Origin of the sequence: Citromicrobium sp. JLT1363, from assembly GCF_000186705.1 — a bacterium.
GTDB lineage: Bacteria > Pseudomonadota > Alphaproteobacteria > Sphingomonadales > Sphingomonadaceae > Alteriqipengyuania.
Map to the genome: position 1 here is coordinate 381934 of NZ_AEUE01000002.1, position 26636 is coordinate 408569.

The window sequence follows — 26636 nt, forward strand, 5'->3', positions numbered from 1 at the left end:
TCATCCGGTAAATATGAAAAGCTCCGTCGGTCCAGCGCCGACGGAGCTTTTTTCATGCGCCCGGTCCGCTCGCTGAGGATCGCGGGGGAACCGCAGCGCGCGGCCGATGGTTAACAAGGTCTGATCGCAGAGGGAGTACCTGCCATGAATCGCCCGAATATTGCTGTGCTGGCCGCGCTTGGCGCCGCTTCGCTGGGTCTCGCCGCCTGCTCCGAACAGACGCAGGAAGACGGCGAAGCCTTCGTGGAAGGCGCCGCTGCCGACACGGCCGCCAATGCCGAAGTCGTGCAGGAAAAGGTCGAGGATGCGGCGATCGTCGCGAGCGACAAGGTGAGCGAAGGCGCCGCCAATGTGCGCGACGAAATGGCCGAGGACGAAGCTGCCGAGGAGCCGACCGACGGCGATCTGGACGGGACCGACTGATCCGGCCCGCCGATCACCTGCGCCTGCTGCCGCGCGCCTAGAACGCGCCGAGCAGCAGCAGGATCTGCAGGAAGATCAGCACCACGAAGAAGATCGCCACCAGCAGCACCAGCAGCCGCCACAAGGCGGACCAGCGCGACAGGCCATAGGCCTGCCTCAGCTGCCGATAGATGTGCAGCGGTGCGATGGTGGCGAAGATGGTGAACAGCCATGTCGCACCCAGCCCGGCCTTGCCCAGCAGCGACAGGGCGATGAACATCAGCGACATGAACGACAGGGAATAGGTGACGAACATCGCGTGGTCGTAGGCCTTGAAGCGGCGCTTCCACGCGAACAGCAGCCATACGAAGGGCAGTGACAGCGGGATCAGCAGCCAGCTGAACTTGTAGCTGTTGGCCTGCAGCTTGTAGAGCATCAGGCCCGGGTTCTCGCGCCACTTCTTGCCGATCTTCTTCATCAGCGCGCCACCGCCGTCAGGGCCCAGGCTGACGGTGGCGCTCTTCGCACCTGCATCGTCACCGAAGATCACGGTGCGGCCCGTGTCGAGCGTATCGATCTCTTCCTCCACGCCGCGCAGCTGCTCGCGCAAGGCAACGCTCTGCGCGCCGGATGCGTTCTCCAGCGCGTCCACCAGATCGTCCCGCTCTGCCACCAGCTTGCTGCGCGTCTCTTCCATATCGCTGCGCAGCTCGGTTGCGTCCGTGGGCTGCAGATCGCTGGGTGCGGTCAGGCCAACCGCCTGGAACACGGCGAACATCAGGAACACGGTGAACAGGAACAGCGCCATCGGCGATACGAAGAAGGCGCGCTCCCCGTCGATATAGCGGCGGGTCAGCTTGCCGGGATCGCGGACGAGCAGCGGCAGCGTGTGCCACAGCTTTCCGTCCAGATGCAGCACGCCGTGAACCAGATCGTGGCCCACTGCGGCCAGCGTGCGGTGCAGGTGCGCCTTCTGACCGCAGGCATGGCAGTGGCTGCCCTTCAGCTCGGTGCCGCAATTGAGGCAGGCCTGCTCAGCGAAGTGGCCGGTCTCGTCCACCGGGCCCGTACCCGTTTCACGCGAAACGGCCTGCGCATAGAGCCCGCCCTCGCTCGCCGTACCGATCGCGTCCGGAATATCGCTCATGCGTCATGCCCCCCGTCGGCCCGTCTTTAGCAGCCACGCGAATGTGGTCGAGAGAGAAGCTGGCGTTCCGCTCAGCCGAGCATGGCGAGCCGCAGCAGCGCTTCGCGCGCAAGCAGCAGGGCCGCCGCCAGGATCACGAGGATCGGTGCCAGCCGCAGCAGCGTGGCCGCGCGATCGAGCCGCGCGAATTTGCCGAGCAGCCATGCGTTGAGCACCACGATCGCCGTGACCAGCGGCGCAACCACGAAGGGCGCCGAGACGCCGAGGCTGTGAACGCCCAGCGCGAGCCCGATCAGCCCCGCCGAAACGCCGAGGCTGCTGGCACCGAAGATGAGCGCCCATTGCGGGTGGCGGCCATCCATCATCGGGCAGGAAAACCGGGCGCCGATAACCCCGACGGGAAGCAGCAGCCAGCCCAGCGTCCACAGCTTGCCCAGGAAGGCGAGCAGCGCGGCGCTGCCCTGTTCGCGCTCTATCTGCTGCGTGGTTCGCGGATCGCCCCGACGCCAGGCGAGGTTCGCCTGTTCGAGGAAGAACGCCGCCGACCGCGCGCGTTCGACACGCTCGCCCGTCTCGTCGCCCGGAGTGTCGTCCGCAAGACCGTCGCTTCCCTCGCCCTCGGCAACCGATTGCAGCGCCTCGCCGCCTGCCGACAGCGCGCTTTGGACCGCGCGATCCTGCCCGATGCGGCCTGTCGGCCCGCCGGCCAGATCGAGCGCCAGCAGCAGGGCCATGCCTGCCAGAAAGATAGTCAGCGCGCGAACCGGCGGGGACGCGCCCTCGGGCGGGTGGGTATCGGCCGGTGCCGGGCTGGTCGTCGCAGGATCGGGCATGGCCAGGTTAATAGCGCGCGCGACCGGCAAGGCCAGCCCGTACCGTAGGAACAAAAAAGGAACGACGCGCGTTCTGAGGCCAAGGAGATATACCGATGGAAACGATCAACGAACACCCCAAGGCCGAGCCGACCTCCAACGCCGAAAAGGCGCCGGAGAACTGGACGACGGGCGACGAAGCGATGACCGGGGCGCAGGCCAGCTACCTGAAAACGCTGGCAGAAGAAGCGGGCCAGCCGGACGCTTTCGATCCCGCGCTCAGCAAGGCGGAGGCTTCGCTGCGGATCGACGCGCTGCAGGAAAAGACCGGCCGGGGCGCATGAGCCGCTCCGTACTCTAGCCTTTGGCGAGCCTGCGTTCCACGTCGGTCCAGAGCTTCTTGAACGCGCGCAGCGCCGGGCTGCGCGGAGCGAAGGCACCGACCGGGGCCTGCTGGCTGGCGCATTGCTCGATCGCGCTTGCCGCCGGGATAACCGGCCAGTCGGGGTGGTTGGCCACGGCTTCGCGATGGAGCGTGCGGCGGCGATCGACCATCGAGAACACGGGCATGATCGGCGGGGCCTTCTTGCCAGCTGCCTCCACTTCCTCCTGCACCATTTCCAGTGCGCGGGCGGACAGGGGCGAGGGCGGGATCGGAACGATGACGAGGTCGGCTGCCCGCACGATCTGGCTGGACAGCTCGTTGAGAACCGGCGGGCAGTCGAGCACCAGCCGGTCGTAGTCTTTCACCAGATCGGCGGTGAGCCTGGCGATCCGGTTCTTCTTGCCGATCTCGGCCAGCTGGACGTCGAGCGCGCGGATCGATTCATCCGCAGGCAGCAGGTCCAGCCGGGGGTAGCCGGTCTTCCTGATGAGCTTCGCCGGGTCCAGTTCCTTGCTGATGACGCTGGTCGCGCGCTTCTTCTTCCTGGGATCGACGCCCAGCAGGAAGCCCGCGCCGCCTGCCGCATCCAGATCCCACAATAGCGTGCGCCTGCTGGACTGCGTCGCGGCGCACCACGCAAGGTTGGCCGCGAAGGTCGTTTTCCCGACCCCGCCCTTGACGCTGTAAACCGCAACGACCGCCATCTGCGTTCTGCTCTCCCTAGTCGAACCTGCAGGTGTGACAGTGTTTCATTCCCACCGCACTTGCAATCGAAAAGCCCCGAAAACCGGCATATCCAGCTTGTGCCTTCGCCGAAACGAAAACGGGGCGGCACCTCAATAGAGGTCCGCCCCGTTTCGCATGCATTTCGTGCTGGCGATCAGCCTTCGTAGTCGCCGCCCACCGATGTGGAGCGGGTCGGGGTCGCGGCAGTCACCCGCAGCGCCTCGGCCGACTGGCTGAGCGAGCCGACTTCATCGACCTCGTCATCGTCGTCCGGCAGAATCTTCTGCAGGTTGGTGATCATGCTTTCCTGCAGATCCTTGGGCTTCACCGTCTGCTCCGCGATTTCACGCAGCGCGACGACCGGGTTCTTGTCACGGTCGCGGTCGAGCGTGATCTCCGCGCCGCCGGAAATTTCGCGCGCACGCTCGGCGGCGAGCAGGACGAGATCGAAGCGGTTGGGAACCTTGTCGACGCAATCTTCAACGGTAACGCGCGCCATAAGCGGGGCACTCCATGGACCTAGAATTTCGGGATCAAGCGCGCCCTATATAGGCACCGCGCCCGATTTTCAACAAAAAGCCGCTTGCGTGCTGCCGGATCAGCCCTCGTCGTAGCTTGAGTAGTCGCGGTACGCGGGCGAGGTGAACTTGGTGTACTCGCCTTCGAAATGCAGCGGCACATTGCCGGTGGAGCCGTGGCGCTGCTTGGCCACGATCAGCGTCGCCCTGCCGGAAAGCTCCATCTGCTTTTCCTGCCACTGCTGATATTTCAGCTTCGCTTCCTCGGTACTGCTGTCGTCGGGCGCGTCGGGCTTCACCTGATTGTGGTAATATTCGCCGCGATAGATGAACCACACCATGTCGGCGTCCTGCTCGATCGAGCCCGATTCGCGCAGGTCCGCCAGCTGCGGCTTCTTGTCCTCGCGCTGCTCCACCGCACGGCTCAGCTGGGAAAGCGCGATCACCGGCACGCCGAGGTCCTTTGCCAGGGTCTTCAACCCTCGGCTGATCTCGGAGATTTCGTTGACGCGGTTGTCCTTGCTGCGGGCCGAACCCTGCAACAGCTGAAGGTAATCGACCACGACCAGGCCGATATCCTTTTTCCGCTTCAGCCGCCGCGCGCGCATCAGCAGCCCGTCGATGGTGAGCGCGGGCGTATCGTCGATATAGAGCGGCAGGTCGGCCAGCCGCTGGCTTGCCTCGGACAGCCGCTGGAAACCGGCGGCCCCGCCAATGTCGCCCGAACGCAGGTTCTCCGACGAGATTTCCGCCTGTTCGGACAGGATACGCGTGGCCAGCTGGTCCGCGCTCATCTCCAGGCTGAAGAAGGCGACCGGGCAGCCGCCCGAATCGGGCCCGCCGTCGCGCTGGCGCTTCAGATGTTCGTAGGCCGTGTTGAACGCGATGTTGGTGACGAGCGAGGTCTTGCCCATGCCCGGACGCCCGGCGAGGATGACGAGGTCCGAATCGTGCAGGCCGGCGGTCTTTTCGTCGATGGTCGCAAGCCCGGTGGTGCGGCCCGAGAGGCCGCGCCCGGAATTCATCGCCCGCTGCGCCTGCTTCAGCGCTTCCTTGGCGGCCATGCCGAAGGATTTCGCCGCATTACCGACATTGGTGCCTTCGGCGATATCGAATAGCGCCTTTTCGGCCGTCTCGATCTGCTTGAGCGGTTCGACCGTTTCGGAGGTATCGAGCGCGCCCGTCACCAGCGTGCGGCCCACGGTCACCAGTTCGCGCAGCAGTGCGAGGTCGTAGATCTGTTCGGCCAGCTGGCGGGTGGCGAGCAGTCCGTGCCCGTCCGCCGTCAGCCGCGCGAGGTAGGTCGTGCCGCCAAGCTGTTCGAGATGCTCGTTGCCTTCGAAATAGGGCTTCAGCGTCACCGGGCTGGCGGTGGCCCCACGCTCCATCATGGCGAGGAAGCGTTCCATGATCTGCTGGTGCGCGGGCACGAAGAAATGTTCGGGCCGCAGCGGGTTGGGCAGTTCCTCGTAAACGCTGTTGTCGATCAGGATCGCGCCCAGAAACGCGGCTTCGGCTTCCACGTTGGAGGGCAGGGCGCGCGCGCCGTCCACCGCGCCGTCGGGCGCTGTATCGGAGGGCGAGGATTTGAGGAGCAGACTATCTTCGGACATTGGGCGTTCAATGTGCGAAGCCGCGCGCAGCTGCAAGCGATCCGGTGGCCGCATTTTCGCTGCTACCCTGTGAATAGCGAGTACAAGCGCAACAGGCCTTGCCGCAGCCCCCGAAATTCTGCGAAGGCATTTACCGACCCATGGCCGACCATCGCATCTCCCACATCGATCTCGACGATTCGACGATCCTCTGGCGCAATGCCGACGTGGAGCAGGAACGGCGCGTGGCGATCTTCGATCTGATCGAGGAAAACACCTTCAAGCCGGTGCGTTCGGCGGAAAAAGGGGCAACCGGGCCCTACACGCTGGGCCTTTCGGTGCGCGACGACCGGCTCGCGCTCGATATTTCCGACGCGCAGGGCGCTCAGCTGGAAACGATCATGCTGGGGCTGGCGCGGTTCAAGCGCCCGATCCGCGATTACTTCGCGATCTGCGACAGCTACTACCAGGCGATTCGCAAGGCGACCCCGCAGGAGATCGAGACGATCGACATGGCGCGGCGGGGCGTCCACAACCGCGCGGCGGAGCTGCTGGTGGAGCGGCTGGAGGGCAAGGTGGAAACCGATTTCGCCACCGCCCGCCGCCTGTTCACGCTGATCTGCGTCCTGCACATCCGCGGTTGAGGACTGGGCGAAGCAATGGCGCGCAAACCACGAAGGCCCCTGTGGCTCAAGCTGCTGCTCGCGGTGCTCATCCTTGCGCCGCTGGGCGTGGGGCTGTGGCTGTGGTCGGACCTCAAGCAATGGCGCCCGCCCGAAAGCGAGTTTCCCGAACAGGGGGCCGATCTTTCGGCCAATACCGGCGATGTGAATTTCGCGGTGCTGAAGGGCAGCGGGGCGGATTTCGTCTATCTGCCCGCCACCGCGGGCGAGGGCGAGCAGGCGGGCGACTTCAGCCGCAATCTTGCCGCTGCGCGCGCCGCGGGGCTGGAAGTGGGGGCGATCCACCGGTTCGACCCCTGCGTCCCGGCGGATGGGCAATCCGCCAATTTCGTCACCATCGTGCCGCGCGACGAGGCTTTGCTGCCCCCCACAATCGCGCTGGTCGAGACGGGCGAGAATTGCCTGGAGCGCGCCAATAGCGGGCAGGTCCGCAGCGAGCTGACCATCCTCGCCAACCAGATAGAGGCGCATGCGGGCAAGCCCGCCATCCTCAAGCTGACGCGCGACTTCGAAGCCGCGCACGGCATTGCCAGCCGGATCGAGCGCAACCTGTGGCTCGTGCGCACCCGGTTCGAACCCGATTATGGCGGCCGTCCGTGGCTGATCTGGACCGCGAACGAGAATTACAACGGCCCGGCCAGCGAAGAGCCCATGGCCTGGGCGGTGGTGAGACCATGAGCGACAGAATGAACGAAAGCCTGATTGCGGCGGCGCGCGATGCGGCGAAAACCGCCTACGCGCCCTATTCGGACTATTCCGTGGGCGCGGCGCTGCGCTTTGCAGATGGCGCAATCGTCACCGGCACAAATGTCGAGAATGCGAGCTACGGCCTCTCGCTATGCGCGGAGACGCTGGCGGTGGCCAAGGCGCTGGCCGAAGGGCGGCGCGGCGGGCTGGAAGCGGTCGCGGTGGTCGGCCCGGCGGACAAGGGCGACGGGCCCCCGATCACCCCGTGCGGCCGGTGCCGGCAGGTGCTGAACGAGATCGCGCAGCTGGGCGCCACGGACCCGGCGATCCTGTGCGTCGGCGCGCACGAGGTGCTGGAGCTGCGTCTGTCGGCACTGCTGCCGCACGGCTTCGGCCCCGCCCATCTGGATTAGGCTTGCACTTCTCCCCCCAAGGGGAGGGGAGAAGTTCTAGTCCTCACTCTCCAGAAACTCGAGCAGCGCGCCCAGGCAGTCGCGGGCCAGCATGCGCGAGCGTTCCGGGCTCCAGCCCTGCACCTCGTCGGGGTGGTCGGCATTGTCCTTGAACGGCATTTCCAGCGTCATCGCGGTGGCGGCATAGCGTTCCGCCACCTGATTGGTGCTGATCGCCAGGTTGGCCTTGCCCGGGCCCGACTTGGGATAGCCCCTGGCGGTCTGGAAGTCGGGGCAGCGGCGTTCGAGGATGCGCTGATAGCGGTAGAAGCGCTCGCCCTGTTCGTCGCTCCAGCTCGGGATGCCTTCGAACCCTGCCAGGAACACCGCGTCGATCGCCTCGTCGCCGTGCACGTCCATCGCAAAATGGACGCCGCTTTCATCCATCGCGTTGCGAATCGCCAATACTTCGGGAGACCGTTCGGCGCTGGGCTCGGCCCATTCGCGGTTGAGGTTCACGCCCTTGGCATTGGTGCGCAGATGCCCGCGTGCGCTGCCATCGGGGTTGCAGTTGGGCACGATGTGGAAGCGGCACTTCTCGCGCAGCGCCCGGCCCAGCGTGTCCGACGGATCGCACAGCACCTGCAGCGCGCCTTCCATCCACCATTCGGCCATGCTTTCGCCCGGATGCTGGCGCGCATAGAGCCATGTCTGCACATCGCCCGTGCCCATGGCGAGGCAATCGAGCGAACGCCCGTCCAGCGTTTCGCCCAGCTTGCGATGCTCGACCCCTTCGGCGCTGGCCGAGATGGAGACCAGATCGTGATGGCGCTCCATCGAGAAAGGCGCGAAATAGGCGAACCAGGCGAGATCGCCTGCCGGCGCGAAGCGGATGGTGAGCGTGCCGCCTTCCTCGTCCTTGTCGAAGGTGGAGGGGGCGCGGCCCCAGAAGTCCCGGTCTTCGGAGACGCAGGCGTTATAGTCCGGCCAGCCCGCCGGATAGGCGGTGTCGTTCAGGCCGACGATCTTGAGCACCAGCTCGCGCCCGCCGCAATTGGCGACGCGGAAGTGGAACCACTGCTTGAATTCGCTGTCCTTGTCGTTCTTCAGGCGCAGCATCGCGCGCGCCTCGTTCACGGTCATCACGTCGATGTTGCCGCTGTCGAATGCGCTGTCGATGATGATGTTGCTCAAGGATTGACCTCCACTTCGATGGTTTCGCCGTTATTGCCGGGGAAGCCGCGGAACAGCGCTTCGGCGAGCGCATCGGCGGCTGGCTGGTTTTGTGCAAGGGGCGATCCTCCAGGCGCATCGAGCAGGGCGCGGCCTTCCCACAGAACCCTGCCCGATTCCGAATCGCGAATGCGCACTTCCATGCGTGTCACCACACGGTCGTCCGATCCGCCGCCCAGATTGATGCCAAGGCCCAGTCCCACGCCGCTGCCGTAGGACCCGGTCGAACCGCCCGCGCCCACGCTGACCGGGCCACGCCGGTCGAGGTCTTCGAGGGTCGAACGCTCGACACGCACGCTGGCGGTCTGGCGGGCGGAGGCGCGGGTATCGTCGACATAGCCATAGGCGGCCAGTTCCCGCGCCACGGCCGCCTTGTACGGCGTCAGCGCGAGGCCCTGTTCGCCCGATCCGGGCGCGGTTTCCACGAACAGGCGCGCATTGCCCAGCTGCGCGCGCGCATCCGTATCCACGAAGCGGGTCACTTCGATGGGACCGGCCGGGCGCGGCGTGGCGCAGGCGGAAAGCGCGAGCGGCAGGGCGGCGAGAGCGATTGCAATGCGGGCCTTCATGACAAAGTGCCTCCTGTTCAATATTGGCAGTGCTGTGGCGCCAACGCACGAAGCCTGCAATCCGTGCCATGCACAGGAGGGATTTGCTTGACTTTCGCGTGGTGCGACATACATGGCACCGCAATGACGACGGCATCGGGAGATGGTCTTCCGGTGCCGATTTCTTTTGAAAAGTCCAGTTTACTCGCAGGGTAATGCCATGAAGATTCGCAACAGCCTCAAGTCGCTCAAGAAGCGCCACCGCGACAATCGGGTGATTCGCCGTCGTGGCCGCACCTATGTCATCAACAAGACGAACAAGCGCATGAAGGCCCGCCAGGGCTGATGCCCGCCATGGCGACCTGCATCGCTGGCTGATTTTCAAGGCATGCGCGCGGGCGGTTCGCCCCGCGCATCGCCGGCTCGCGCGTCATGCGCACGAAAAAAGCCCTCCGCGCCTTGTGGCCGGAGGGCTTTTTGCTTGGGCCCGCCCTTGAAGGGCTCGCCCGGATTGGCCCGGTCGGGAGGGGGCGACCGGGCCCGGAGAGGCCGCGATCAGCCTTCGGTCTGCTCTGCCCGGCATTCGGCCAGAGCCTCTGCGTCGAGGTCCGTGCCCGCGACCGAGAAGGAGGCGACAGGGCCGAACTCTTCCGCGACGGACTTGCACACGTTGGCGGGGCGCGAACGGGCCTGGGTGCCCACGCAGATCGTGCCCGAGCAGATGAAGGTGCCGCCGCGGATGATTTCCTGGCGGCGCTCAACCGGCTGTTCCAGCGTGGCGCGGTAATAGGCGCCCGAACGCGCCATCGCGGGCGTGGGCGAGAGCGCGGCGCCGAAGGTGACGGCGGTGGTGAGCATGGCGATGCCGGCGATCGCGGCCTGGCGAAGCGGGGTCTTGGGAAGGGTCATCTCGGGCTCCTTTGCGTCGGTATTTCCTTGCGCAAAACCGGGGGCGTCCGGTCCGGCGAAAGTTAGGTTGCGAATCGCCACCTACACAGCTACGTTTTAAGTTGCAACTGAAAATGCAGTTTCAATTTTGTGACCGCCATCATCTGGAGTAGGCTTGGCGGGATCTGGAGAACCGAGATGGGAACAGACGTTCGCGAGCCCCTGAAGGAACTGAGCGCCTGCGGCCTGCCCGCAGCGCTGGAAGTGATGGGGGAGCGGTGGAGCTTCATGATCCTGCGCGCAAGCTTCAACGGCGTGCATCACTTCGAGGAATTCCTCAGCGAGCTGGGCATTGCGCGCAACATCCTGTCCAACCGGCTCAGCCGACTGGTCGAACACGGCATTCTCGACCGGGTGCAGGACGAGGCGGACCGCAGGCGGGTGGAATACTGCCTGACCGAAAAGGGCTTCGATCTGCTGCCCGCCATGGTCTCCCTGCGGCACTGGGGGCTCAAGTACGGGGTGGAGAATGTCGGGATGGACCCGGTGATCGTGGACGAGCGGGACCGGATGCCCATCGGCCCGGTGGCGATGCTGGCGCATGACGGGCGCATACTGGGTCCCGCCGATCTCAACATGATCGCGCGCAAGGACCTGCCCGAGGCCGGGCGCGACCGGCGCGAAGGCACGCCTGCCGACGCGCCGCACGCGCTTCACAATTGCGACGATCCGGGCGACGCTCTGGATGCCGAGCCGCGCGAGGCGGCGGAGTAGGATTAGCTCCGGCCTGGCCCCGGATCAGCCCGGCCAGTGGCCGCCTTGCCGGCATTTGGGAATACCCTGATCGCGGGTTTGCACGAGCAGCTGATAAAACGGTTCGAGGCCGTTCGCCGCTGCCGGATCATAGTCTGCCAGAGGTTGGCTCATCATCCTGATCGCCTGGCAGGTGCGGGCACTCATCACACCGTCCTGGACTGCATATCCGGCGGCGATCGTCATCATCGGCAGGCTCTTTGCGATCGCCAGTGCGGTGCGCTGTGCAGGGGTGGATGCCTGTGCGGAGCGTTCGAACAGGATGGTCGCATCGTAAACCGCCTTGCACTCGGCGATCAGCGGTTCGGTATAGCCCCCGTTGACGGCGGCCGAGTTGCAGCGGTGTGCAGCGATGATCCGGGCATCGTAGGGGTCGGCGCGGGAGAATGTGCGCGCCTGTGCATCCGAAGGCATGGGCAACGCGGCAAGGAGCGTTCCCAGCGCGGCGAGAAGCGGCCTCATCGTGAAGCAGCCCGGATCAGCAATATTTGTTGACCGGATTGCCCAGGCACAGGTTCTTTTCATATCGTCTCCAGTTCGCAATATCGCGCGCAGAGCTGCCGAAAGGCGTGGTCGGCGTGCGTACCCGGCCCGGCGAGGTGTAGCCCGCGTCATTGGCCTGCGATCGCCACTGGGAGGCCTGCCGGGCCGCCGCCTCGCGGCGCACACGGGCATCCTCGGCGGCCTGTTGCTGGCGGTCTTCGTAGTCGACCCGCTTCTTCAGCCGCGCAGCGTCGGGGCAGCTTGCCTGAAGCCCGGTCTCGCACGCCTTCGTGTGGAACCTGTACGCGCGGCGGTGATCCCAGTTGGCCTCCAGCGCCTGCGCCCACGCGCGGCAGGCGGTGCCCGATTCATACCGCTCGCACAGCGTTTCGGAGAGATCGTAGGTGATCGCGTTGTAGAAGCCCTTCTCGTTGCGGAAGTAGGCGAGCGCCTGATAGCAGGTGCCCGGCGCCGCGCCCTGCATGCACACGTCGGCCATCACCAGCGCGCGCTTGGCCGGATCGGTGGTGTCGAAATCGTCCCACGGGCGGCAAAGATCGTGCATTCCCTCGAAGCAGGAGACGCGGGCGAACATGTGCGAGATCGGGTAGGGGTCTTCATCGAAGGTGGTGTTCCTGAACCGGCGAAAGCCGATCTCGCACCGGTCCTGATCCCCGGCGAGGCAGGTCTTGAGCCACGTGGTCGCGACGTCGCGGTCGGTCCGGCCGAACAGCTGGGCCGCCAGTTCGACCGCCCGGTCGCACGCCGCGCGGTCGGCGGAGCTGCACGCTTCGAGGCTGGCCCACCATTGCGACTTCGCGCCGGTCGGTGCCTCCTGCGCGGCGGCTGGCACCGCCGCCGTGGCGACGATGACAGCAAGCAATGTCGCCAGCACCGGGATCAGCAACGCCGCCACCTTCACAGCGGTCAGCCGCGTGCGCATCAGCTGTTATCGGCTTCGCAATCGTCCAGCGCGGTCCACAGCGCGCCCGAACCGGTCCAGGTGAACGGGCCGTAGGTGTTGCCATCCATCTCGACCGAGAAGGAGCTTTTCCCCCTCAGGGCCGCGTAGGTCGCGTCGGAGGCCGCACCCGGACCCCAGCCGCCCCAGATATATTCCTCGAAGCCGCCGACATCGTAGCCGCCCGAGCGCGAGGGAGCGCTGGTGCCGGTATCGAAGGCGACGGTGACGGGGAAATTCTCCTGCATGTCGGCATCTCGAAAATTGACCATGAACGGGCCGTAGACCTGGACGCTCAGGTTCCCGTCGCGCAGCCGGCGCGAGAATTCGGCGCGAACCTCCCTGCCTTCGGCATCCTTGCGGAACACGCTGACGTTGCACACGCCGTTGCCGTACTCGGTGGCGAGGCCGTTGGCGTCGGGCTTCGGCCCGTGGACGAAGGTGATGCCCTGAAGCGCGACGGCGGGTGAAAGGGCGAGGGCGATGGCCGTGGCGATGCTCATGCGAAAAGACTCCCGGTGGATAATGACCGGGCAGCCTAATCGGCCTGCGCGCGCGCTCCAGTTACAAATTCTGTCAGGTTTGGGTTTTCGCAGGCGGAAGGCCTCCGGACGCTCCTCAGGCCCACACCTCGATATTGTCCCGTCGCGCGACGCGGATCGGCAGTTCCACCTCCACCAGCGGCGTCAGCTCGTGCGCGGCGAACAGCGCTGTCGCCGCAGGATGGCGGCCTGCGTCGATCAGCCGCTGCCACAGGAAGACCGTGTAGGGCTGCACGCCGCCCGTGTAATCGACCCCGCGGAACGAGGTTTCGACCTGGCCGATCACGCGGCGGTGCGGCTTGTCGGTCACCGGGTCTCCCGGCTGCGGCTGATGCCCGGCCACATAGTCGCGCAGGAAGGCGAGCCGGTCGGTCATGTCGGGCACGAGCTCGTGCGCGATCTGCGCGAGCAGCGGCGGGAGCGTATCGGGCAGGCCGTCCTCGGGAAACGCGGGCGCGGGCTGCGCGAAATCGACGGAGTCGAGGTCGGGTGCATGCATCCGCTCGACCCAGCGGAACACGCGCGGCGCCTCGCGCTGCATGATCCCCAGCGGCACCGGATCGCGCCCCAGATGCGCGAAGAGCGGGCCGAACATGGCGTAGTCGGCGATGCTCGGCGTGGCGCCCAGCAGGAAGGGATAGACCGCGAAATGCGCATCGAGGTTGGCGAGCAGTTCGTGGTAGCTCTCCTCGATCGCGGGGATCGTCGCAGGATCGACGCCCAGCATCGGCAGGTAGGAGTTCATCCGCGCCATCGTGGCTTCGGCACGGTCCGCATCGCCGCCGGTGGCGAAGGCATCGCGCAGGAACAGCTCCTGCTCTGCCAGATAGCTCCAGCGGTAATGCATCGCGTGGCGCGTCAGCCCGACCACCGCGTAGAGTTCGAACAGGTGCGCAAGCGCCAGCAGCCGGGCATCGCCGGGGTAGGCGGGGTGGGGCACCGGCACGCCATCCTCCCCCTCGAAATGGTCGATGATGTCGACCGTGTCCTGGATGATCGTGCCGTCGGGCAGCTCCACCACCGGAATGATCGCGCGGCCGATCGCGGGCATCACCCGCTCAGCGAAACCGGGATCGGTCGGCGCGCGCTCGACATAGGCGATGCGCTGCTTGCGCAGGTAGGCGCGCGCGCGGCCGGTGTAGAGCGAGTGGGGCAGGCCCCACAGGGTAACCGGTCGATTGGGGGGCTGGGTCATGGGCATCCTTTCTCCGGACGGCTGACTATCGGCGTTGCCCTCGCGCGTCGAGCATGCCCGATCAGGCCCCCGGCACCAGCGGTTCGGGCCCGGCGGGGACGATGCCGTACGGATTGATGCGCTCGTGGCTCTCGTAATAGTGGTGCCGGATGTGCTCGAAATTGACGGTCTGCTCCATCCCGTCGAGCGCGAGCACGCGGCGCGTCAGGGCGGCGAGGTTCGGATAGTCGGCGATCCGGCGCACGTTGCACTTGAAATGCGTGTGATAGACAGGGTCGAAGCGGATCAGCGTGGTCCACAGGCGGATATCCGCCTCGGTCAGCCGGTCGCCCACCAGCCACTCGCGCCCCTCCAGCCGCTCCTCCAGTTCGTCGAGCACTTCGAACAGCGGGCCGACGGCCTTTTCGTACGCGTCCTGCGAGGTCGCGAAGCCCGCCTTGTAGACGCCGTTGTTCACAGCATCATAGACCCGGTCGTTCAGCGTATCGATCTCGTCGCGGTGGCCTTGCGGGTAGAGATCGAGCTCTTTCGCGCCGCACTGGTCGAACGCGCTGCCGAGCATGCGCAGGATATCCGCGCTCTCGTTGTTGACGATGGTCTGGTTCTTCGTGTCCCACAGCACGGGCACGGTGACGTGGCCTGAATAATCGGGCTTGGCGCGGGTGTAGACCTGGTGGAGATGATCGGCATCCATCAGCGGATCGGGGGTGACGCATGGTCCCTCGCGGAAGGACCAGCCGCCTTCCTTCATCAGCCAGTGAACCACTACCAGCTCGATCTGGTCGGCGAGGCCTTTGAGGTGCCGCGCGGCATTGGCGCGGTGCGCCCACGGGCAGGCGAGACTGATGTAGAGCCGGTAACGTCCCGGCTCCGCCTTAAAGCCGCCATCGCCGGTGGGGCCGGGCGATCCATCGGGCGTGATCCAGTTGCGAAACGCGCTCTCGTCGCGCTCGAACTCGCCCGAATCCTCGTCGTTATGCGCCCATTCGTCGTGCCATTCGCCGTTCTTGAGAAAGCCCATTGCCTTGTGCCTCGCTGCTGGAAGGTATGTGCGATCAAGCGCGGGGGCGCGGGGGACGTTCCCGGGCGGCGCGGGGCGAGGACAGGCTCGCCGTCGACGCGCGAAACCTGTTGCCTGCCGCGCGGACCGGGTGTATTTCGTACGCACGTTACCGGGCCCCTCTGGCGAGCGCACAGCGCGCTCGTGATGTCGGAACGCAGTCTCTTGCGTAATCCGGGCCCTTTCGATGACCTTGCCATTCGACCTATCGACGAGCGTGCAGCATGTCGCCGCGCCATGCCTGCCATGCGGGGGCGAGGCGTAGCATGCTGCAAATCGCCATCTATCTGCTCGACGCGCTGATCGTCGCCGCAGCCGTGCTGTCCGCATGGTTCTGGCTGCGCGCCAGTGGCAAGCAGGTGCGCCGGGTGAGCAAGCACGAGACCTTCGACCATGCGGATATCAACCGCCTGGTCGTCGCGCTCAACCGCGCGCAGATCCTCAATGCACGGGCAGCCAAGGCAACCGCCGCCGCCGCCCTGCTGGGGGGACTGCGCGTCCTGCTGGATTTTCTGCCATGACTATACTCGTGCTTCTGGGCGGACTGGTGCTGCTGGTGATCGGCGGCGAGCTGCTGGTTCGCGGAGCCGTTGCCATTGCCGGCAAGCTGGGCGTTTCCCCGCTGATGATCGGCCTGACCATCGTGGGCATGGGCACCTCGATGCCGGAACTCGCGGCGAGCCTGCAGGCCGCGCTCTCCGGGTCGCCGGGGATTGCGCTGGGCAATATCGTGGGCTCGAACATCGCCAACAGCCTGCTGATCTTGGGCGTTGCGGCGCTTCTGGCGCCGATCGCGGTCGCGCGGGGCACGCTGTGGCGCGATGGCGGGATCGGCGTGCTGGCCGCCTGCGCGCTGCTCCTCATCGGCATGACCACCGGGCTCGGTAGACTGGCAGGCGTGGTGCTGATCGCGGCGATGCTCGCCTATCTCTTTCTGGCCTACCGGCAGGAAAAGGCTGCCGTCGGCCACAGCGCCGCGATGGAGAAGGCGGAAGCGCTGGAGGGGATCGACCCCGCGCTGAAGCCGGGAGAGGGCAAGTCGGCGGGCTGGGGCCTGTCGCTGTTCTTCCTGCTGGCAGGGCTGGGCTGCATTGTCGGGGGCGGCACGCTTCTGGTGGGTGCCGCGGTGGACCTGGCCATCGAATTCGGAATGTCGGAAACGCTCGTCGGCCTGACCATCGTGGCGGTCGGCACCTCGCTGCCTGAGCTCGTCACGTCTGCGGTGGCGGCGATCCGCAAGCAGTCCGAAGTGGCGCTGGGCAACGTGCTCGGCTCGAACATCTACAACGTGTTCTTCATCGGCGGCGTGACCGGAGCGATTGCCCTGACCCCGGTGCCGGAAACGCTGGTGCGCTTCGACCTGCCGATCCTGATTGGCGTGTCGCTGGCGGTCATGGCGCTGGCCTGGACCGGGGCGCGCCTGTCCCGCTGGGAAGGCGCGGCTCTGATGGCGGCCTACTGCGTATATCTCGGGTTTACGGCGGGGTTGTTTTAGGGGCGGGGGCAGGCGGTCGGTATTGGGACATGCCGCACATTTTCATGGGTTGGCACACGTGTGGAATGGGAAGAAAATGGGAGGGCTTTGCGTGGGAGCATTATGGATTGAGGTGTTGGCTTCGGCTTGCCGCTACCGAAGACGCGGACCATCGTTAGGGCCCCTGATTTTTCCAGCTTGAATGAGATTGCTGTAAGACTCATTCAGTTTCACAACATCTCGATCATTGAGTAGCTTGGCCCGTTTGCATTCATCAACTAACCGCTGGACCCGCTGCTGAGGGAAGGTGTCAGTGACATTCGACAATCGCTCCACCAGAAGAAACTTCTGGTGAGATTTTAGTGGCTCTGCGAGTTTCTGGTCTGGAAAAAAATGTCGAATTCCCTCCGCTAAACCGTATTTTCCGCGCGCGAAACGGACGGAAACCAAGTAGGCATCCAATACGCCGCTTTTCCCAAGGTGATTATCAATCCACGGTGCGAGAAGCCATTCGGAAATTTTTCGTTTAGCGACAGGCTTGAGGCTCTTGAGGAGGTTGGTCCTTACCAGCTGTTGAGTGATAGTAGAGCCCCCCGACTTCGTTCTAAATCGTATTCTACGATAGACAGCGCGCGCTGCGGCAACGAAGCTGTTTCCGTGGTGGCTCATGAAGCGCTTATCCTCAATCTGGATAAGCATGGAATTCATCTGGTCGAGACTGAGATTTATTCTTTTGGCCTCATAGATCGCCAAGTTTAACCGATACAATGTATGGCCAAGATTCTCTTTTGGAGGCATCAATATCATTGATAATATAAGCTTGGCTCCCAGAAAATACGTGCTCTCGTGTTTCTCCTTTAGCGAGAATCGGTAGGCGATCATTAGGGCGAAGCTCACTGTCGTCCCTACTGCTAAAGCGTAAGTGTCCAGTGTGAGATCAAGTGTCTCGACTGAGATCTGTGCCGAGCCCGACGAATCGATGGATTCGCCAAAGGCCGAGGTAAGAGCCGCACTTATCGCTCCAGCGAGAAAGGAGACTGCTAGGGCCGGGATGGCTTCCAACGAGCTTATTCCCGGAAACATTCTTATGATGAACGGTTCGTTCGCTCCGTCGAGCCTATCCGAGGGAAGGACGGCTTCGATGTGTCCGTAGTCCAGACCGAGAAGTCGTCGGAGTACAATGATTTTTCGAGCTGCATATGTGGCGGCTCGTTGCAGGTGGGCGAAATAATGAATCAGTAAAAAATTAGCTATAAATAGAATGGCTAGGGATATGATAAGTCCCTCTGGCCCAGCGTTTTTCGTATAATACTGAAGGCGGCTAGGTTCCGCGGAACTGAAAACTGTAGCGGCCATACCGCCGGAGAAGACGGCAATACCGGCTGCAACATTAAGACTCTTTTGATTCGCGTCTAGCGCCTTGGTGGCCTGCTCGTATTCCTTAATGCCGATCTCATGATCGGATTTGAGACTGTATGTTGGGAAATACTGTTGGGCTTCGTAGATGTGCTTCTCCACCTAAAGTCCTCCCGCAAAAAGTAAGTTTTCTGCCATCTGACTGTCCTACTCCTCCTGTGCTTTCTAAGGTTGCTGGGTTCTTTCAAAACGTCGATCTGCCCCGGACCTCCCGGCCAAAATCCTCCCCATCAGCCTCGGAGGTTTTTGCCCCCAGGACACTGTGTCAGGTGTGTCAGGGCCCGCCGCCCATCACGCCCGCGGCGCCTGCCGCCGGTAGCTCAGCGCCTCGGCCACGTGCACGCGGCCGACATGCTCCGCTCCGCCAAGGTCAGCCACCGTTCGCGCGACCCTCAGCATCCGCACATAGCTTCGCGCCGAGAGGCGCATCCTCTCCGCCGCCTGCATCAGCAGCGTGCGCCCCGCCTCGTCGGGCGTGGCGAAGCGTTCGAGCATGTCGCCGTCGAGCTCGGCATTGGTGCGCACGCCGCTCTCCTCTTCGCGCGACGACTGCACCTGCCGCGCCGCGAGCACCCGCGCGGCGACCTCGGCGCTGCCCTCGGCAGGCGGGGGCAGCGCGAGGTCGGCGGCGCTGACCGGCTCTACCTCCACATGCAGGTCGATCCGGTCGAGCATCGGCCCGCTGACCTTGCTCTGGTAGTCGGCGGCGCACCTGGGCGCGCGGCTGCAGGCAAGCGAGGGATCGCCCAGGTGGCCGCAGCGGCACGGGTTCATCGCCGCGATCAGCTGCACCCGCGCGGGGAAGGTGACATGCGCATTGGCCCGCGCGACGTCGACCTTGCCCGTCTCCAGCGGCTGCCTGAGGCTGTCGAGAACGGGCCGCTGGAACTCGGGCAGTTCATCGAGGAACAGCACGCCCAGATGCGCGAGGGAGACCTCTCCCGGCCGCACCTTCAGCCCGCCGCCGGTCAGCGCCGCCATGCTCGCCGAATGATGCGGTGCGCGAAAAGGGCGCGCGCGGCTGATCCGCCCGCCTTCGAGCAGTCCGGCGACCGATTGCACCATGCTCACCTCCAGCGCCTCGGCCGGGGAGAGCGGGGGGAGGATGCCGGGCAGGCACGCGGCGAGCAGGCTCTTGCCCGCACCCGGCGGCCCGCTCATCAGCAGGTTGTGGCCGCCCGCCGCCGCAATCTCGAGCGCGCGCTTGGCACTCTCCTGCCCCTTGACCTGCTTGAGGTCGGGGCCTGCTGCGGCCTCCTCGACCGTGCCCAGCTGCGGTTCGCTGAGCTGCTGCGTGCCCTTGAGGTGGTTGAGCAGGCTGACGAGATCGGGCGCCGCGATCACCGGGATGCCGCTCGCCCACCGCGCCTCCGCGCCCTGAATGGCGGGACAGATCAGTCCGCACTCGGCCTCGCTGGCATGCATCGCGGCGAGCAGGACGCCGGGCGAGCCGACGATCCGCCCGTCGAGCGCAAGCTCGCCGACCGCGACGAAATCCGCCAGCTGCTCGCGGTCCGCCACGCCCATGGCGGCCAGCAGCGCGAGCGCGATCGGCAGGTCGTAATGCGATCCGTCCTTGGGCAGGTCCGCCGGAGAGAGGTTGACCGTGATCCGCTTGGGCGGCAGCGCGAGGCCCATCGCGGCGAGCGCGGCCTGCACCCGCTCGCGGCTCTCGCTCACCGCCTTGTCGGGCAGGCCGACGACGCTGAAGCGCGGAAGGCCCGCGGCGAGCTGGCACTGCACCTCCACGGCGCGCGCCTCGAGCCCGAGATAGGCAACAGTGCGAACAGTAGCGACCATGAACAGGCTCCCCCCGCAGCCTTGCCTTGCGGCAAAACCTTGCCGGGTCCGCCCGCGCTTGTCGAGTTCGCAGTTTTCCGCATGTTTTCAGCGGCGCACAAAGTGTTACCGGCCCGGCAACCATTATCGGTGGGGTAATGGTAAGGCGCGGGCGGCAAAACGCTGCCGGTGCGCTGGTACACTTCCCTTCTCCTCGCACTTGCGACCACCCTCGGCCTGGTACCCACCCCCCTCCAGGCCGAGGGTTGGATTGTGAAAGTGACCGTGACCGAAGAGTGGATCGACGAGAGCGATCCGCGCTTCCACGAGAGCGAGCCGGTCGACCACTATGTCGAGGGCGACGGCTACGACTATGCGGCGCCGCGCATCGCCTATCCGACGGCGGACCGCGCCATCTCCTCCTTCCGCGCCAGCGCACCCACCGCGCTTGCCGCCTATGGCCCGTTCCGCGTGGTCGATCCGACGCGGGCCGTGCTGGTGGGGACCACCACCTCCGCCACGCCTGCACAGTTCGCCGCGCTGCTGCGCGCCTACCCGCAGCTTCGCACGCTCGACCTGGTCGAGGCGCCGGGCACGGAGAACGACCGGGCCAATCTTGCCGTGGGGCGCATGATTCGCGCCGCCGGGCTGACCACCCGCGTGCCGCGAGGCGGCTCTGTGCGTTCGGGCGCGGTGGAGCTGTTCCTGGCCGGTGCACGGCGCGAGGTGGAAGACGGCGCGCGCTTCGCGGTGCACAGCTGGCGCGACAATCGCGGGCGCGAGGCGGACGATTTCCCGACGGGCGCACCCGAACACCGCTATTACCTCGACTACTACCGCGAAATGGGCATGAGCACGGACGGCGCGCGCGAATTCTACGCGATGACGAACGAGGCACCGCACGCCAGGGCGCGCTGGCTCGATGCCCGTGAAATGCGCGGATGGATGGCCCGCACGCTGCGTAATGCGGCGAACGACAACGAGGCCGCGGGCGATGCTCCGCGCATCGCGTATCTTGACGTGACCGGAGCGACCCAGTAATGGCGCGCGCTTGAGGTTCCGGCCTGCGGGTCGGGAAACATCCGGTGGGTGCCGCGCGTTGCGCAGCCCGCCGATCCAGATTTCGAGGATATCATGAAGCGGACTTTCCAGCCCAGCAATCTCGTTCGTGCGCGTCGCCACGGCTTCTTCGCACGCAAGGCCACCACTGGCGGCCGCAAGGTTCTCGCCGCCCGCCGCAAGCGTGGCCGCAAGAAGCTCTGCGCGTAATTCCATAGGCTTGCATTGCAGGCAGGGCTGTCCGGCCTTGCCGGCAGCGGCATCGACAATGCTTGCGGGCTCCACTTTCGGGGCCCGTTTGCCTATTTAACCGACATGAGCGCGCCCGTTCCTCCGTTCCCCGGTGTCGACCGGCGGATTACCGCACGGAACGTGATGACCGCGCGTGCCGATTTCCTCGCTGCGAATCGGGGCCTGCGCGTGCCCATGCCCGGGTTCGTGCTGCTTGCCCGCCCGAACGAAGGGCGCGGCGTGCGCTACGGCATCACCGTCACCAAGAAGATCGGCAATGCGGTGGTCCGCAACCGGATGAAGCGGCGCTTCCGCGAGTTGTTGTGGCAGCATCTGCCAGCACTCGGCCTTCCCGATCACGATCACGTGCTGATCGGCCGCGAGGGCGGGGTGGAGCGGGACTTTGCCAGGCTGTCCGAAGAACTGGCGACGGCTCTGGGCCGCGCGGCGCGCGGCGAAGGCCAGCGCGGACGGACGCCACGCAGGAGGCGCAGCCGATGAACCCCGTGAAACGCGTGATGGTACTGGCGATTCGCGGCTGGCAGCTGGGCCCCAGCCTGATCCTGCCTTCCAGTTGCCGCTTCCAGCCCAGCTGCTCGCAATACGCCATCGAAGCGATCGAAAAGCATGGGCCAATCAAGGGTGGATGGCTGGGCTTCAAGCGTATAATGCGCTGCCATCCATGGGGTGGGCATGGCCATGATCCGGTTCCCTGAATCCAGCCCGCATCACCGCAAGACGTTTTAAGAACAGCAGGATCGCACGAATCTTGGACAACCAGCGCAATCTCATCTTCGCCGTGGTCCTGTGCGGCCTCATGATCCTGCTGTACGATTCGGCGATCAGCTATTTCTATCCCGCGCCGCCCGAGAGCGAGCAGACCGAGCGCGCGACCACGCCGGAACAGCGCGCCGCGCAGGAAGTGGCCAATGAAAGCGGCCTCGCGCCCAGCGTGGCGCAACAGGCGGTGGACCTCGACGAGGCGCTGGCATCCGGCAATCGCGTGCCGATCGACGCGCCGCGCGTCGAAGGCTCGATCAACCTGGTCGGCGCGCGGGTCGACGATATCGAACTGAAGGACCACCGCGCGACGGTGGATGAAGACAGCGGCCCCGTGCAGCTGTTCGCGCCCGCCGGCACGCCGATCCAGAATTTCGCGCAGTTCGGCTTCGTGGGCGATGGCACGCAGCTGCCCGACGCGAAAACCGTGTGGCAGGCCAGCGGCGACACGCTGTCGCCCGGCAATCCGGTGGATCTGCGGTGGGACAATGACGAGGGGCAGCGGTTCCGCATCCGCCTGTCGATCGACGATAACTACATGATCACCGCCGAACAGACCGTGGCCAACTACGGCGAGGGCCCGGTGGTCGTATCCCCCTTCGCCACCATCACCCGCACCAGCCTGACCGCGAGCAAGAGCACCTGGATTTCCCACTCCGGCCCGATCGGCACCTTCGGCGGTACGGTCGATTACGGCGTCGACTACGACGATCTGGCGGAGGACGGCCCGGTTTCGGGCGAAGGGCAGGCCGCGTGGCTCGGCTTCACCGATATCTACTGGCTCGGCGCGCTGGTGCCCGAAGCGGGTTCCTCACCCGATACCGGCTTCCGTTCGCTCGGAAACGACCTGTTCCGCGCAGACCTGATCTATGATCCCGTTACGCTTCGCCCGGGGCGGCAGATTACGCGCAGCTCGCAGCTCTTCGCCGGGGCGAAGGAAAGCGGCGTGCTCGATGCCTATCAGGATGCGGGCATCGCGCAGTTCGGCCTGGCGATCGACTGGGGCTGGTTCCGCTGGTTCGAAAAGCCGATCCTGTGGCTGCTGCGTCAGATCTTCTCCGTCGTCGGCAATTTCGGAGTCGCGATCATCCTGCTGACCTGCTGCGTGCGCGGCCTGATGTTCCCCATCGCCCAAAAGGGCTTTTCCAGCATGGCGAGCATGAAGGCGATCCAGCCGGACATGAAAAAGCTGCAGGAGAAGCACAAGGACGACAAGGTCAAGCAGCAGCAGGAAATGCAGAAGCTGTTCAAGGACAAGGGCGTGAACCCGGTTGCCGGGTGCCTGCCGATGCTCCTTCAGATTCCGGTCTTCTTCGCGCTCTACAAGGTGCTGATCCTAGCGATCGAGATGCGCCATCAGCCCTTCGTGCTGTGGATCGAGGATCTGTCCGCGCCCGATCCGGCGCATGTGCTCAACCTGTTCGGCCTGCTGCCCTACGATGTGCCCGGCTTCCTGGCGCTCGGCCCGCTGGCGCTGCTGCTCGGCTTCACCATGTGGCTGACCTTCCGCCTCAACCCGAGCACGATGGACCCTGTGCAGCAACAGGTCTTCTCGATCATGCCGTGGGTGCTGATGTTCGTCATGGCGCCGTTTGCCGCCGGCCTGCTGCTGTACTGGAACACGTCCAACCTGCTGACGCTGGCCCAGCAGAAGTACCTGTATTCCAAGCATCCGCAGCTCAAGGCAGCGGCCGAGAAGGAAAAGGCGGAAAAGGCACAGAAGGCGCAGGAAGGGGCGTGAGCGCGCCCGGCCCGCAAACGCCCGAGGAAGTCGCCGCGGCGCGCATGGTCTCGGGCCGGGTGGAATTCCTGCTTTCCGCCCCGCAGCTGAAATTCCTGCCCGATCCGACAGTCCCCGAAGTGGCGCTGTGCGGGCGTTCCAACGTAGGCAAGAGCTCGCTGCTGAACGCGCTGACCATGCGCAAGGGGATCGCGCGTGCCTCGGTCACGCCCGGCCGCACGCAGGAACTGAATTTCTTCGAAGTGGGCGAGCCCACGCAGTTCCGGCTGGTCGACATGCCGGGCTACGGCTTCGCCAAGGCGCCCAAGAGCGTGGTCGAGAAGTGGCAGGGGCTGGTGCGCACCTACCTGCGCGGCCGCTCCGTCCTCACGCGCACGCTGGTGCTGGTGGACAGCCGCCACGGACTGAAGGACAGCGACCGGGCGATGATGAAGATGCTCGACGAAGCGGCCGTCGGCTACCGCATCGTCCTGACCAAGAGCGACAAGATCAAGGCCAGCGCGCTCGAAGCAACGTACGAGAAGGTGGCGGCCGAGGCGAAGAAGCACCCGGCGGCATATCCCGAAATCCACCTGACCAGTGCCGAAAAGGGACAGGGCATCGCCGCGCTTCGCGCAGCCGTGGTGGCCGACGCGCTGACGCCTTAGGCTGCGCTGCGCTCGACAGCGCGCTGGCCGCGCCCTAATCGCTCGCCCAGACTCAGGAAGGCCCCGCCGGACACACCATGAAGCTCATTATCGGCAACAAGAACTATTCGAGCTGGAGCCTGCGCGGCTGGCTCGCCTGCAAGCAGGCGGGCCTCTCCTTCGAGGAAATCCTGGTGCCGCTGTTCGGCGAGGACTGGGATGCGCTGAAGAAGGGCGAGGGGGATCTGACGCCGTCTTCCGGCAAGGTGCCGGTGCTGTGGGACGGCGATGACGACGCGGGCGCCGTGGTGTGGGACAGCTTGGCGATCCTCGAATACCTGGCCGACAAGGTCGGGCGCGATCGCTTCTGGCCCAAGGACGATGCCGCGCGCGCCATGGCCCGCGCGATGGTTGCCGAAATGCACTCCTCCTACCTCTCGCTGCGCCGCGAATGCCCGATGAACATCCGCGTGCGGCACGAGAACGTGAAGATTTCCGAAGCTACCCGGCAGGATGTGGTGCGCATCCTGGGCCTTTGGGCAGAGGCGCGCGCGCGCTTCGGCAGCGGCGGGCCGTTCCTGTTCGGCACCTTCGGCGCGGCAGACATCTTCTACGCACCAGTGGTCAGCCGCTTCATCACTTACGGCTTCGGCGTACCCGGCTTCGCGGAAAGCTACATGCAGGCGGTCTGGACCCACGACTGGCTGCAACAGTGGGTCGCCGCCGCCGAGGACGAGCAATGGGTGATCGAGCAGTACGAGAGCGTGCCGACCTCCTGACCGCCAGGTTCACGGCGTACGCTTCGCGGCGTAGCGCGTGCCATCCTTGTGCGCATAGCCATGCGCGTCGAAGACCATGTCGATATCGGGATACTCGCCCGAATCCTGCTGTCTGTCTCCCGCGCCGATCGCCACGAACACGCAATCGGTCTCGCTGCGGTTCTGGAGGTGGTGGCCGTTTTGTACGCCCGCAGCCCATGCGACGACATCGCCGGGGCGAATGACGGTCTCTTCCGTGTCTTCCACCAGCACCGCTTCACCTGCCAGCATCACCACCAGCTCGTCTTCCGCGCTATGCCAGTGCCGCTGGCTCGACCACGCCCCGGGCTTGAGGACGACATGGCTCGCCCCCATCGAAGTCAGGCCGGCCACGGGCGCGAGGCGACGGTACCAGCGGCCCTGCACCTCGGCATCGAACGGGGCGGGGTATCCGGTCGCGTTGGTCTGCGCGATGGCATCGAGATCGAGCTTGGGCATCGGCGAATACTCCTGCTAGCTGCCAACCATGACTCAAGTGCTCGACCTCGCCAAGCGGCTGATCGCCGCGCCCAGCGTCACCCCTGCGACCGGGGCGGTGTTCGACGAGATGCAGGCGATGCTCGAACCGCTGGGCTTCGCCATCCACCGGTTCACGCGCGGCAACGGACCCGCCGGATCGGATGAAGCGCCGGTCGAGAACCTGTTTGCCATCCGTAAGGGAGCAGGGCCCGGGCACTTCGCCTTCGCCGGGCACCTCGATGTGGTGCCGCCGGGCGAGGGCTGGGCGAGCGGGGCGTTCGAGCCGGAACAGCGCGGCGACCTGCTCTACGGGCGCGGCGCAGTCGACATGAAGGGCGCGATTGCCTGCATGGTCGCCGCGGTGGCCGATGTGCCGCACAACGCTGGCACGATCAGCTTCATCATCACCGGCGACGAGGAAGGGCCCGCCCTGCACGGCACGCGCGCGCTGATCGATTTCATGCGCGCCAATGATCACGCACCGGACCTGTGCCTGGTCGGCGAGCCGACCAGCGTGAACCGGCTGGGCGACATGATGAAGATCGGCCGGCGCGGCTCGGTCAACATGTGGCTGAGCGCCAAGGGCACGCAGGGCCACGTCGCCTACCCGCATCTGGCCGACAATCCGATCCCGCGCCTCGTCGCCGCGATGGCGGAACTGGATGCGCTGGCGCTGGACGACGGGACCGACTGGTTCCAGCCGAGCAATCTGGAGATCACCGATATCGAGGTCGGCAATCCGGCGCACAACGTGATCCCCGGCGAGGCGCGCGCGCGGCTTTCGATCCGGTTCAACGACCGCCATTCCGGCGCCTCGCTGAGCGAGAAGGTGACGGCCATCTGTGCGCGTCATCAGGTCGATGTACGGCCGGTCATCTCTGGCGAGCCCTTCCTGACGCCGCCGGGCGCGTTCTCGCAGATGGTCGCCGATGCGGTGGAGGCCGAAACGGGCGTGGCCCCCGAAGCGTCCACCAGCGGGGGCACATCGGATGCGCGGTTCCTGCGCAGCGTCTGCCCCGTGATCGAGTTCGGCCTCGTCAATGCGACCATGCACAAGCGCGACGAGGCGGTGGCGGTTGCGGACCTCTCGGTGCTGGCCCGCATCTACACCCGGATCGCCAGGGCCGCTCTGGACGGCTGATCGCATCGCACTTGCCGTGCCCCCCGCGTCCCGGCACTATGCGGA

At 65.6% G+C, this 26636-nt stretch carries 33 protein-coding genes; 17 read left to right on the forward strand and 16 right to left on the reverse strand.

The window, feature by feature from the left end; all coding sequences use genetic code 11:
* Window positions 1–144: 144 nt before the first annotated feature.
* The gene (locus tag ADAD_RS0104280; protein WP_010410105.1) at window positions 145–423 is read left to right on the forward strand and encodes a hypothetical protein; all 279 of its coding nucleotides are present in this window, start codon (window positions 145–147) and stop codon (window positions 421–423) included.
* 37 nt (window positions 424–460) lie between these two features.
* Here ADAD_RS0104280 and ADAD_RS0104285 read toward each other — a convergent pair whose 3' ends face one another.
* Together ADAD_RS0104285 and ADAD_RS0104290 are read right to left on the reverse strand one after the other, a co-directional pair.
* Window positions 461–1549: a DUF3667 domain-containing protein gene (locus ADAD_RS0104285; RefSeq protein WP_010410107.1), complete on the reverse strand. Its 1089-nt coding sequence runs from the start codon at window positions 1547–1549 to the stop codon at window positions 461–463.
* 71 nt (window positions 1550–1620) lie between these two features.
* The gene (locus tag ADAD_RS0104290; protein ID WP_010410109.1) at window positions 1621–2382 is read right to left on the reverse strand and encodes a hypothetical protein; all 762 of its coding nucleotides are present in this window, start codon (window positions 2380–2382) and stop codon (window positions 1621–1623) included.
* A gap of 95 nt (window positions 2383–2477) precedes the next feature.
* Between ADAD_RS0104290 and ADAD_RS0104295 the strand changes: the two genes are divergently transcribed.
* A complete protein-coding gene (locus ADAD_RS0104295) occupies window positions 2478–2705 on the forward strand; it encodes a DUF3072 domain-containing protein (RefSeq protein ID WP_010410111.1) in 228 nt (75 codons plus the stop codon).
* A gap of 13 nt (window positions 2706–2718) precedes the next feature.
* On the opposite strand, the gene ADAD_RS0104300 is transcribed toward ADAD_RS0104295, so the two are convergent.
* The 3 genes from ADAD_RS0104300 to ADAD_RS0104310 all read right to left on the reverse strand — a co-directional run bounded on the left by ADAD_RS0104300 (window position 2719) and on the right by ADAD_RS0104310 (window position 5603).
* Window positions 2719–3450 (reverse strand): ParA family protein, encoded by a 732-nt coding sequence (locus ADAD_RS0104300; protein WP_010410113.1) that lies wholly within the window; start codon window positions 3448–3450, stop codon window positions 2719–2721.
* Between the two features lie 176 nt (window positions 3451–3626).
* Window positions 3627–3971, reverse strand: a complete 345-nt coding sequence (gene rpoZ / locus ADAD_RS0104305) for a DNA-directed RNA polymerase subunit omega (RefSeq protein ID WP_010410115.1) — start codon at window positions 3969–3971, stop codon at window positions 3627–3629.
* Between the two features lie 99 nt (window positions 3972–4070).
* Window positions 4071–5603 carry a replicative DNA helicase gene (locus tag ADAD_RS0104310; protein ID WP_010410117.1) on the reverse strand — a complete coding sequence of 511 codons (1533 nt, stop codon included), beginning with the start codon at window positions 5601–5603 and terminating at the stop codon, window positions 4071–4073.
* A 140-nt stretch (window positions 5604–5743) separates the two neighbouring features.
* Between ADAD_RS0104310 and ADAD_RS0104315 the strand changes: the two genes are divergently transcribed.
* From ADAD_RS0104315 to ADAD_RS0104325, 3 genes are read left to right on the forward strand one after another with little or no spacing between them, the layout of a single operon-like run.
* Window positions 5744–6226, forward strand: a complete 483-nt coding sequence (locus ADAD_RS0104315; RefSeq protein WP_010410120.1) for a UPF0262 family protein — start codon at window positions 5744–5746, stop codon at window positions 6224–6226.
* A 15-nt stretch (window positions 6227–6241) separates the two neighbouring features.
* On the forward strand, window positions 6242–6943 hold the full coding sequence (locus tag ADAD_RS0104320) for a glycoside hydrolase family 25 protein (protein ID WP_010410122.1): 702 nt from the start codon (window positions 6242–6244) through the stop codon (window positions 6941–6943).
* Window positions 6922–7365, forward strand: coding sequence for a cytidine deaminase (locus tag ADAD_RS0104325; RefSeq protein ID WP_443100999.1), 444 nt, complete (start codon window positions 6922–6924; stop codon window positions 7363–7365). Before ADAD_RS0104320 ends, ADAD_RS0104325 begins: the two co-directional genes overlap by 22 nt.
* A 36-nt stretch (window positions 7366–7401) precedes the next feature.
* Here ADAD_RS0104325 and ADAD_RS0104330 read toward each other — a convergent pair whose 3' ends face one another.
* Window positions 7402–8538, reverse strand: coding sequence for a M14 family metallopeptidase (locus ADAD_RS0104330; protein ID WP_010410127.1), 1137 nt, complete (start codon window positions 8536–8538; stop codon window positions 7402–7404).
* A complete protein-coding gene (locus ADAD_RS0104335; RefSeq protein ID WP_010410129.1) occupies window positions 8535–9146 on the reverse strand; it encodes a DUF4136 domain-containing protein in 612 nt (203 codons plus the stop codon). The genes ADAD_RS0104330 and ADAD_RS0104335 overlap by 4 nt, the downstream gene beginning before the upstream one ends.
* A gap of 199 nt (window positions 9147–9345) precedes the next feature.
* Between ADAD_RS0104335 and ykgO the strand changes: the two genes are divergently transcribed.
* Window positions 9346–9471 carry a type B 50S ribosomal protein L36 gene (gene ykgO / locus ADAD_RS0104340; protein WP_010410131.1) on the forward strand — a complete coding sequence of 42 codons (126 nt, stop codon included), beginning with the start codon at window positions 9346–9348 and terminating at the stop codon, window positions 9469–9471.
* A gap of 209 nt (window positions 9472–9680) precedes the next feature.
* Here the strand turns inward: ykgO and ADAD_RS0104345 are convergent, their stop codons facing one another.
* The gene (locus ADAD_RS0104345; RefSeq protein ID WP_010410133.1) at window positions 9681–10034 is read right to left on the reverse strand and encodes a CC_3452 family protein; all 354 of its coding nucleotides are present in this window, start codon (window positions 10032–10034) and stop codon (window positions 9681–9683) included.
* Between the two features lie 177 nt (window positions 10035–10211).
* Here ADAD_RS0104345 and ADAD_RS15510 point away from each other — a divergent pair, with 177 nt between their 5' ends.
* Window positions 10212–10787, forward strand: coding sequence for a winged helix-turn-helix transcriptional regulator (locus ADAD_RS15510; protein WP_010410135.1), 576 nt, complete (start codon window positions 10212–10214; stop codon window positions 10785–10787).
* Window positions 10788–10811: 24 nt separating this feature from the next.
* Here ADAD_RS15510 and ADAD_RS0104355 read toward each other — a convergent pair whose 3' ends face one another.
* The 5 genes from ADAD_RS0104355 to ADAD_RS0104375 all read right to left on the reverse strand — a co-directional run bounded on the left by ADAD_RS0104355 (window position 10812) and on the right by ADAD_RS0104375 (window position 15028).
* Window positions 10812–11288: a hypothetical protein gene (locus ADAD_RS0104355; RefSeq protein ID WP_010410137.1), complete on the reverse strand. Its 477-nt coding sequence runs from the start codon at window positions 11286–11288 to the stop codon at window positions 10812–10814.
* Window positions 11289–11304: 16 nt separating this feature from the next.
* The gene (locus ADAD_RS0104360; protein ID WP_010410138.1) at window positions 11305–12252 is read right to left on the reverse strand and encodes a hypothetical protein; all 948 of its coding nucleotides are present in this window, start codon (window positions 12250–12252) and stop codon (window positions 11305–11307) included.
* A complete protein-coding gene (locus tag ADAD_RS0104365) occupies window positions 12252–12773 on the reverse strand; it encodes a hypothetical protein (protein WP_010410139.1) in 522 nt (173 codons plus the stop codon). Before ADAD_RS0104365 ends, ADAD_RS0104360 begins: the two co-directional genes overlap by 1 nt.
* Before the next feature lie 115 nt (window positions 12774–12888).
* Entirely contained in the window at window positions 12889–14007 is a 1119-nt protein-coding gene (locus ADAD_RS0104370) for a glutathione S-transferase family protein (protein ID WP_010410140.1), read from the reverse strand.
* 61 nt (window positions 14008–14068) lie between these two features.
* A complete protein-coding gene (locus ADAD_RS0104375; protein WP_010410141.1) occupies window positions 14069–15028 on the reverse strand; it encodes a glutathione S-transferase family protein in 960 nt (319 codons plus the stop codon).
* Window positions 15029–15333: 305 nt separating this feature from the next.
* Here ADAD_RS0104375 and ADAD_RS0104380 point away from each other — a divergent pair, with 305 nt between their 5' ends.
* Window positions 15334–15588, forward strand: a complete 255-nt coding sequence (locus ADAD_RS0104380) for a hypothetical protein (RefSeq protein WP_010410142.1) — start codon at window positions 15334–15336, stop codon at window positions 15586–15588.
* Window positions 15585–16562, forward strand: a complete 978-nt coding sequence (locus ADAD_RS0104385) for a calcium/sodium antiporter (protein ID WP_010410144.1) — start codon at window positions 15585–15587, stop codon at window positions 16560–16562. Before ADAD_RS0104380 ends, ADAD_RS0104385 begins: the two co-directional genes overlap by 4 nt.
* Window positions 16563–16694: 132 nt before the next feature.
* On the opposite strand, the gene ADAD_RS0104390 is transcribed toward ADAD_RS0104385, so the two are convergent.
* Window positions 16695–18059, reverse strand: coding sequence for a biosynthetic peptidoglycan transglycosylase (locus ADAD_RS0104390; protein WP_010410145.1), 1365 nt, complete (start codon window positions 18057–18059; stop codon window positions 16695–16697).
* A gap of 189 nt (window positions 18060–18248) precedes the next feature.
* The gene (locus ADAD_RS0104395) at window positions 18249–19757 is read right to left on the reverse strand and encodes a YifB family Mg chelatase-like AAA ATPase (protein WP_010410147.1); all 1509 of its coding nucleotides are present in this window, start codon (window positions 19755–19757) and stop codon (window positions 18249–18251) included.
* 264 nt (window positions 19758–20021) lie between these two features.
* On the opposite strand from ADAD_RS0104395, the gene ADAD_RS15515 reads away from it, so the two are divergent.
* From ADAD_RS15515 to ADAD_RS0104430, 7 genes are all read left to right on the forward strand, one after another.
* The gene (locus ADAD_RS15515) at window positions 20022–20777 is read left to right on the forward strand and encodes an alpha/beta hydrolase (protein WP_237700738.1); all 756 of its coding nucleotides are present in this window, start codon (window positions 20022–20024) and stop codon (window positions 20775–20777) included.
* Window positions 20778–20870: 93 nt separating this feature from the next.
* Window positions 20871–21005, forward strand: a complete 135-nt coding sequence (rpmH, locus tag ADAD_RS0104405; RefSeq protein WP_010235936.1) for a 50S ribosomal protein L34 — start codon at window positions 20871–20873, stop codon at window positions 21003–21005.
* A gap of 105 nt (window positions 21006–21110) precedes the next feature.
* Window positions 21111–21527 (forward strand): ribonuclease P protein component, encoded by a 417-nt coding sequence (rnpA, locus tag ADAD_RS0104410; protein WP_010410154.1) that lies wholly within the window; start codon window positions 21111–21113, stop codon window positions 21525–21527.
* Entirely contained in the window at window positions 21524–21742 is a 219-nt protein-coding gene (yidD, locus tag ADAD_RS0104415; RefSeq protein ID WP_010410155.1) for a membrane protein insertion efficiency factor YidD, read from the forward strand. The genes rnpA and yidD overlap by 4 nt, the downstream gene beginning before the upstream one ends.
* A 53-nt stretch (window positions 21743–21795) precedes the next feature.
* On the forward strand, window positions 21796–23547 hold the full coding sequence (gene yidC, locus ADAD_RS0104420; protein WP_010410157.1) for a membrane protein insertase YidC: 1752 nt from the start codon (window positions 21796–21798) through the stop codon (window positions 23545–23547).
* A 44-nt stretch (window positions 23548–23591) separates the two neighbouring features.
* Window positions 23592–24194, forward strand: coding sequence for a ribosome biogenesis GTP-binding protein YihA/YsxC (yihA, locus tag ADAD_RS0104425; protein ID WP_050803696.1), 603 nt, complete (start codon window positions 23592–23594; stop codon window positions 24192–24194).
* Between the two features lie 77 nt (window positions 24195–24271).
* Window positions 24272–24952 carry a glutathione S-transferase family protein gene (locus ADAD_RS0104430; protein WP_010410162.1) on the forward strand — a complete coding sequence of 227 codons (681 nt, stop codon included), beginning with the start codon at window positions 24272–24274 and terminating at the stop codon, window positions 24950–24952.
* Between the two features lie 9 nt (window positions 24953–24961).
* Here the strand turns inward: ADAD_RS0104430 and ADAD_RS0104435 are convergent, their stop codons facing one another.
* Complete coding sequence (locus tag ADAD_RS0104435) at window positions 24962–25429, reverse strand: cupin domain-containing protein (protein ID WP_010410166.1); 468 nt, start codon at window positions 25427–25429, stop codon at window positions 24962–24964.
* Between the two features lie 28 nt (window positions 25430–25457).
* Here ADAD_RS0104435 and dapE point away from each other — a divergent pair, with 28 nt between their 5' ends.
* Entirely contained in the window at window positions 25458–26591 is a 1134-nt protein-coding gene (dapE, locus tag ADAD_RS0104440; RefSeq protein WP_029139904.1) for a succinyl-diaminopimelate desuccinylase, read from the forward strand.
* Window positions 26592–26636 lie beyond the last annotated feature (45 nt).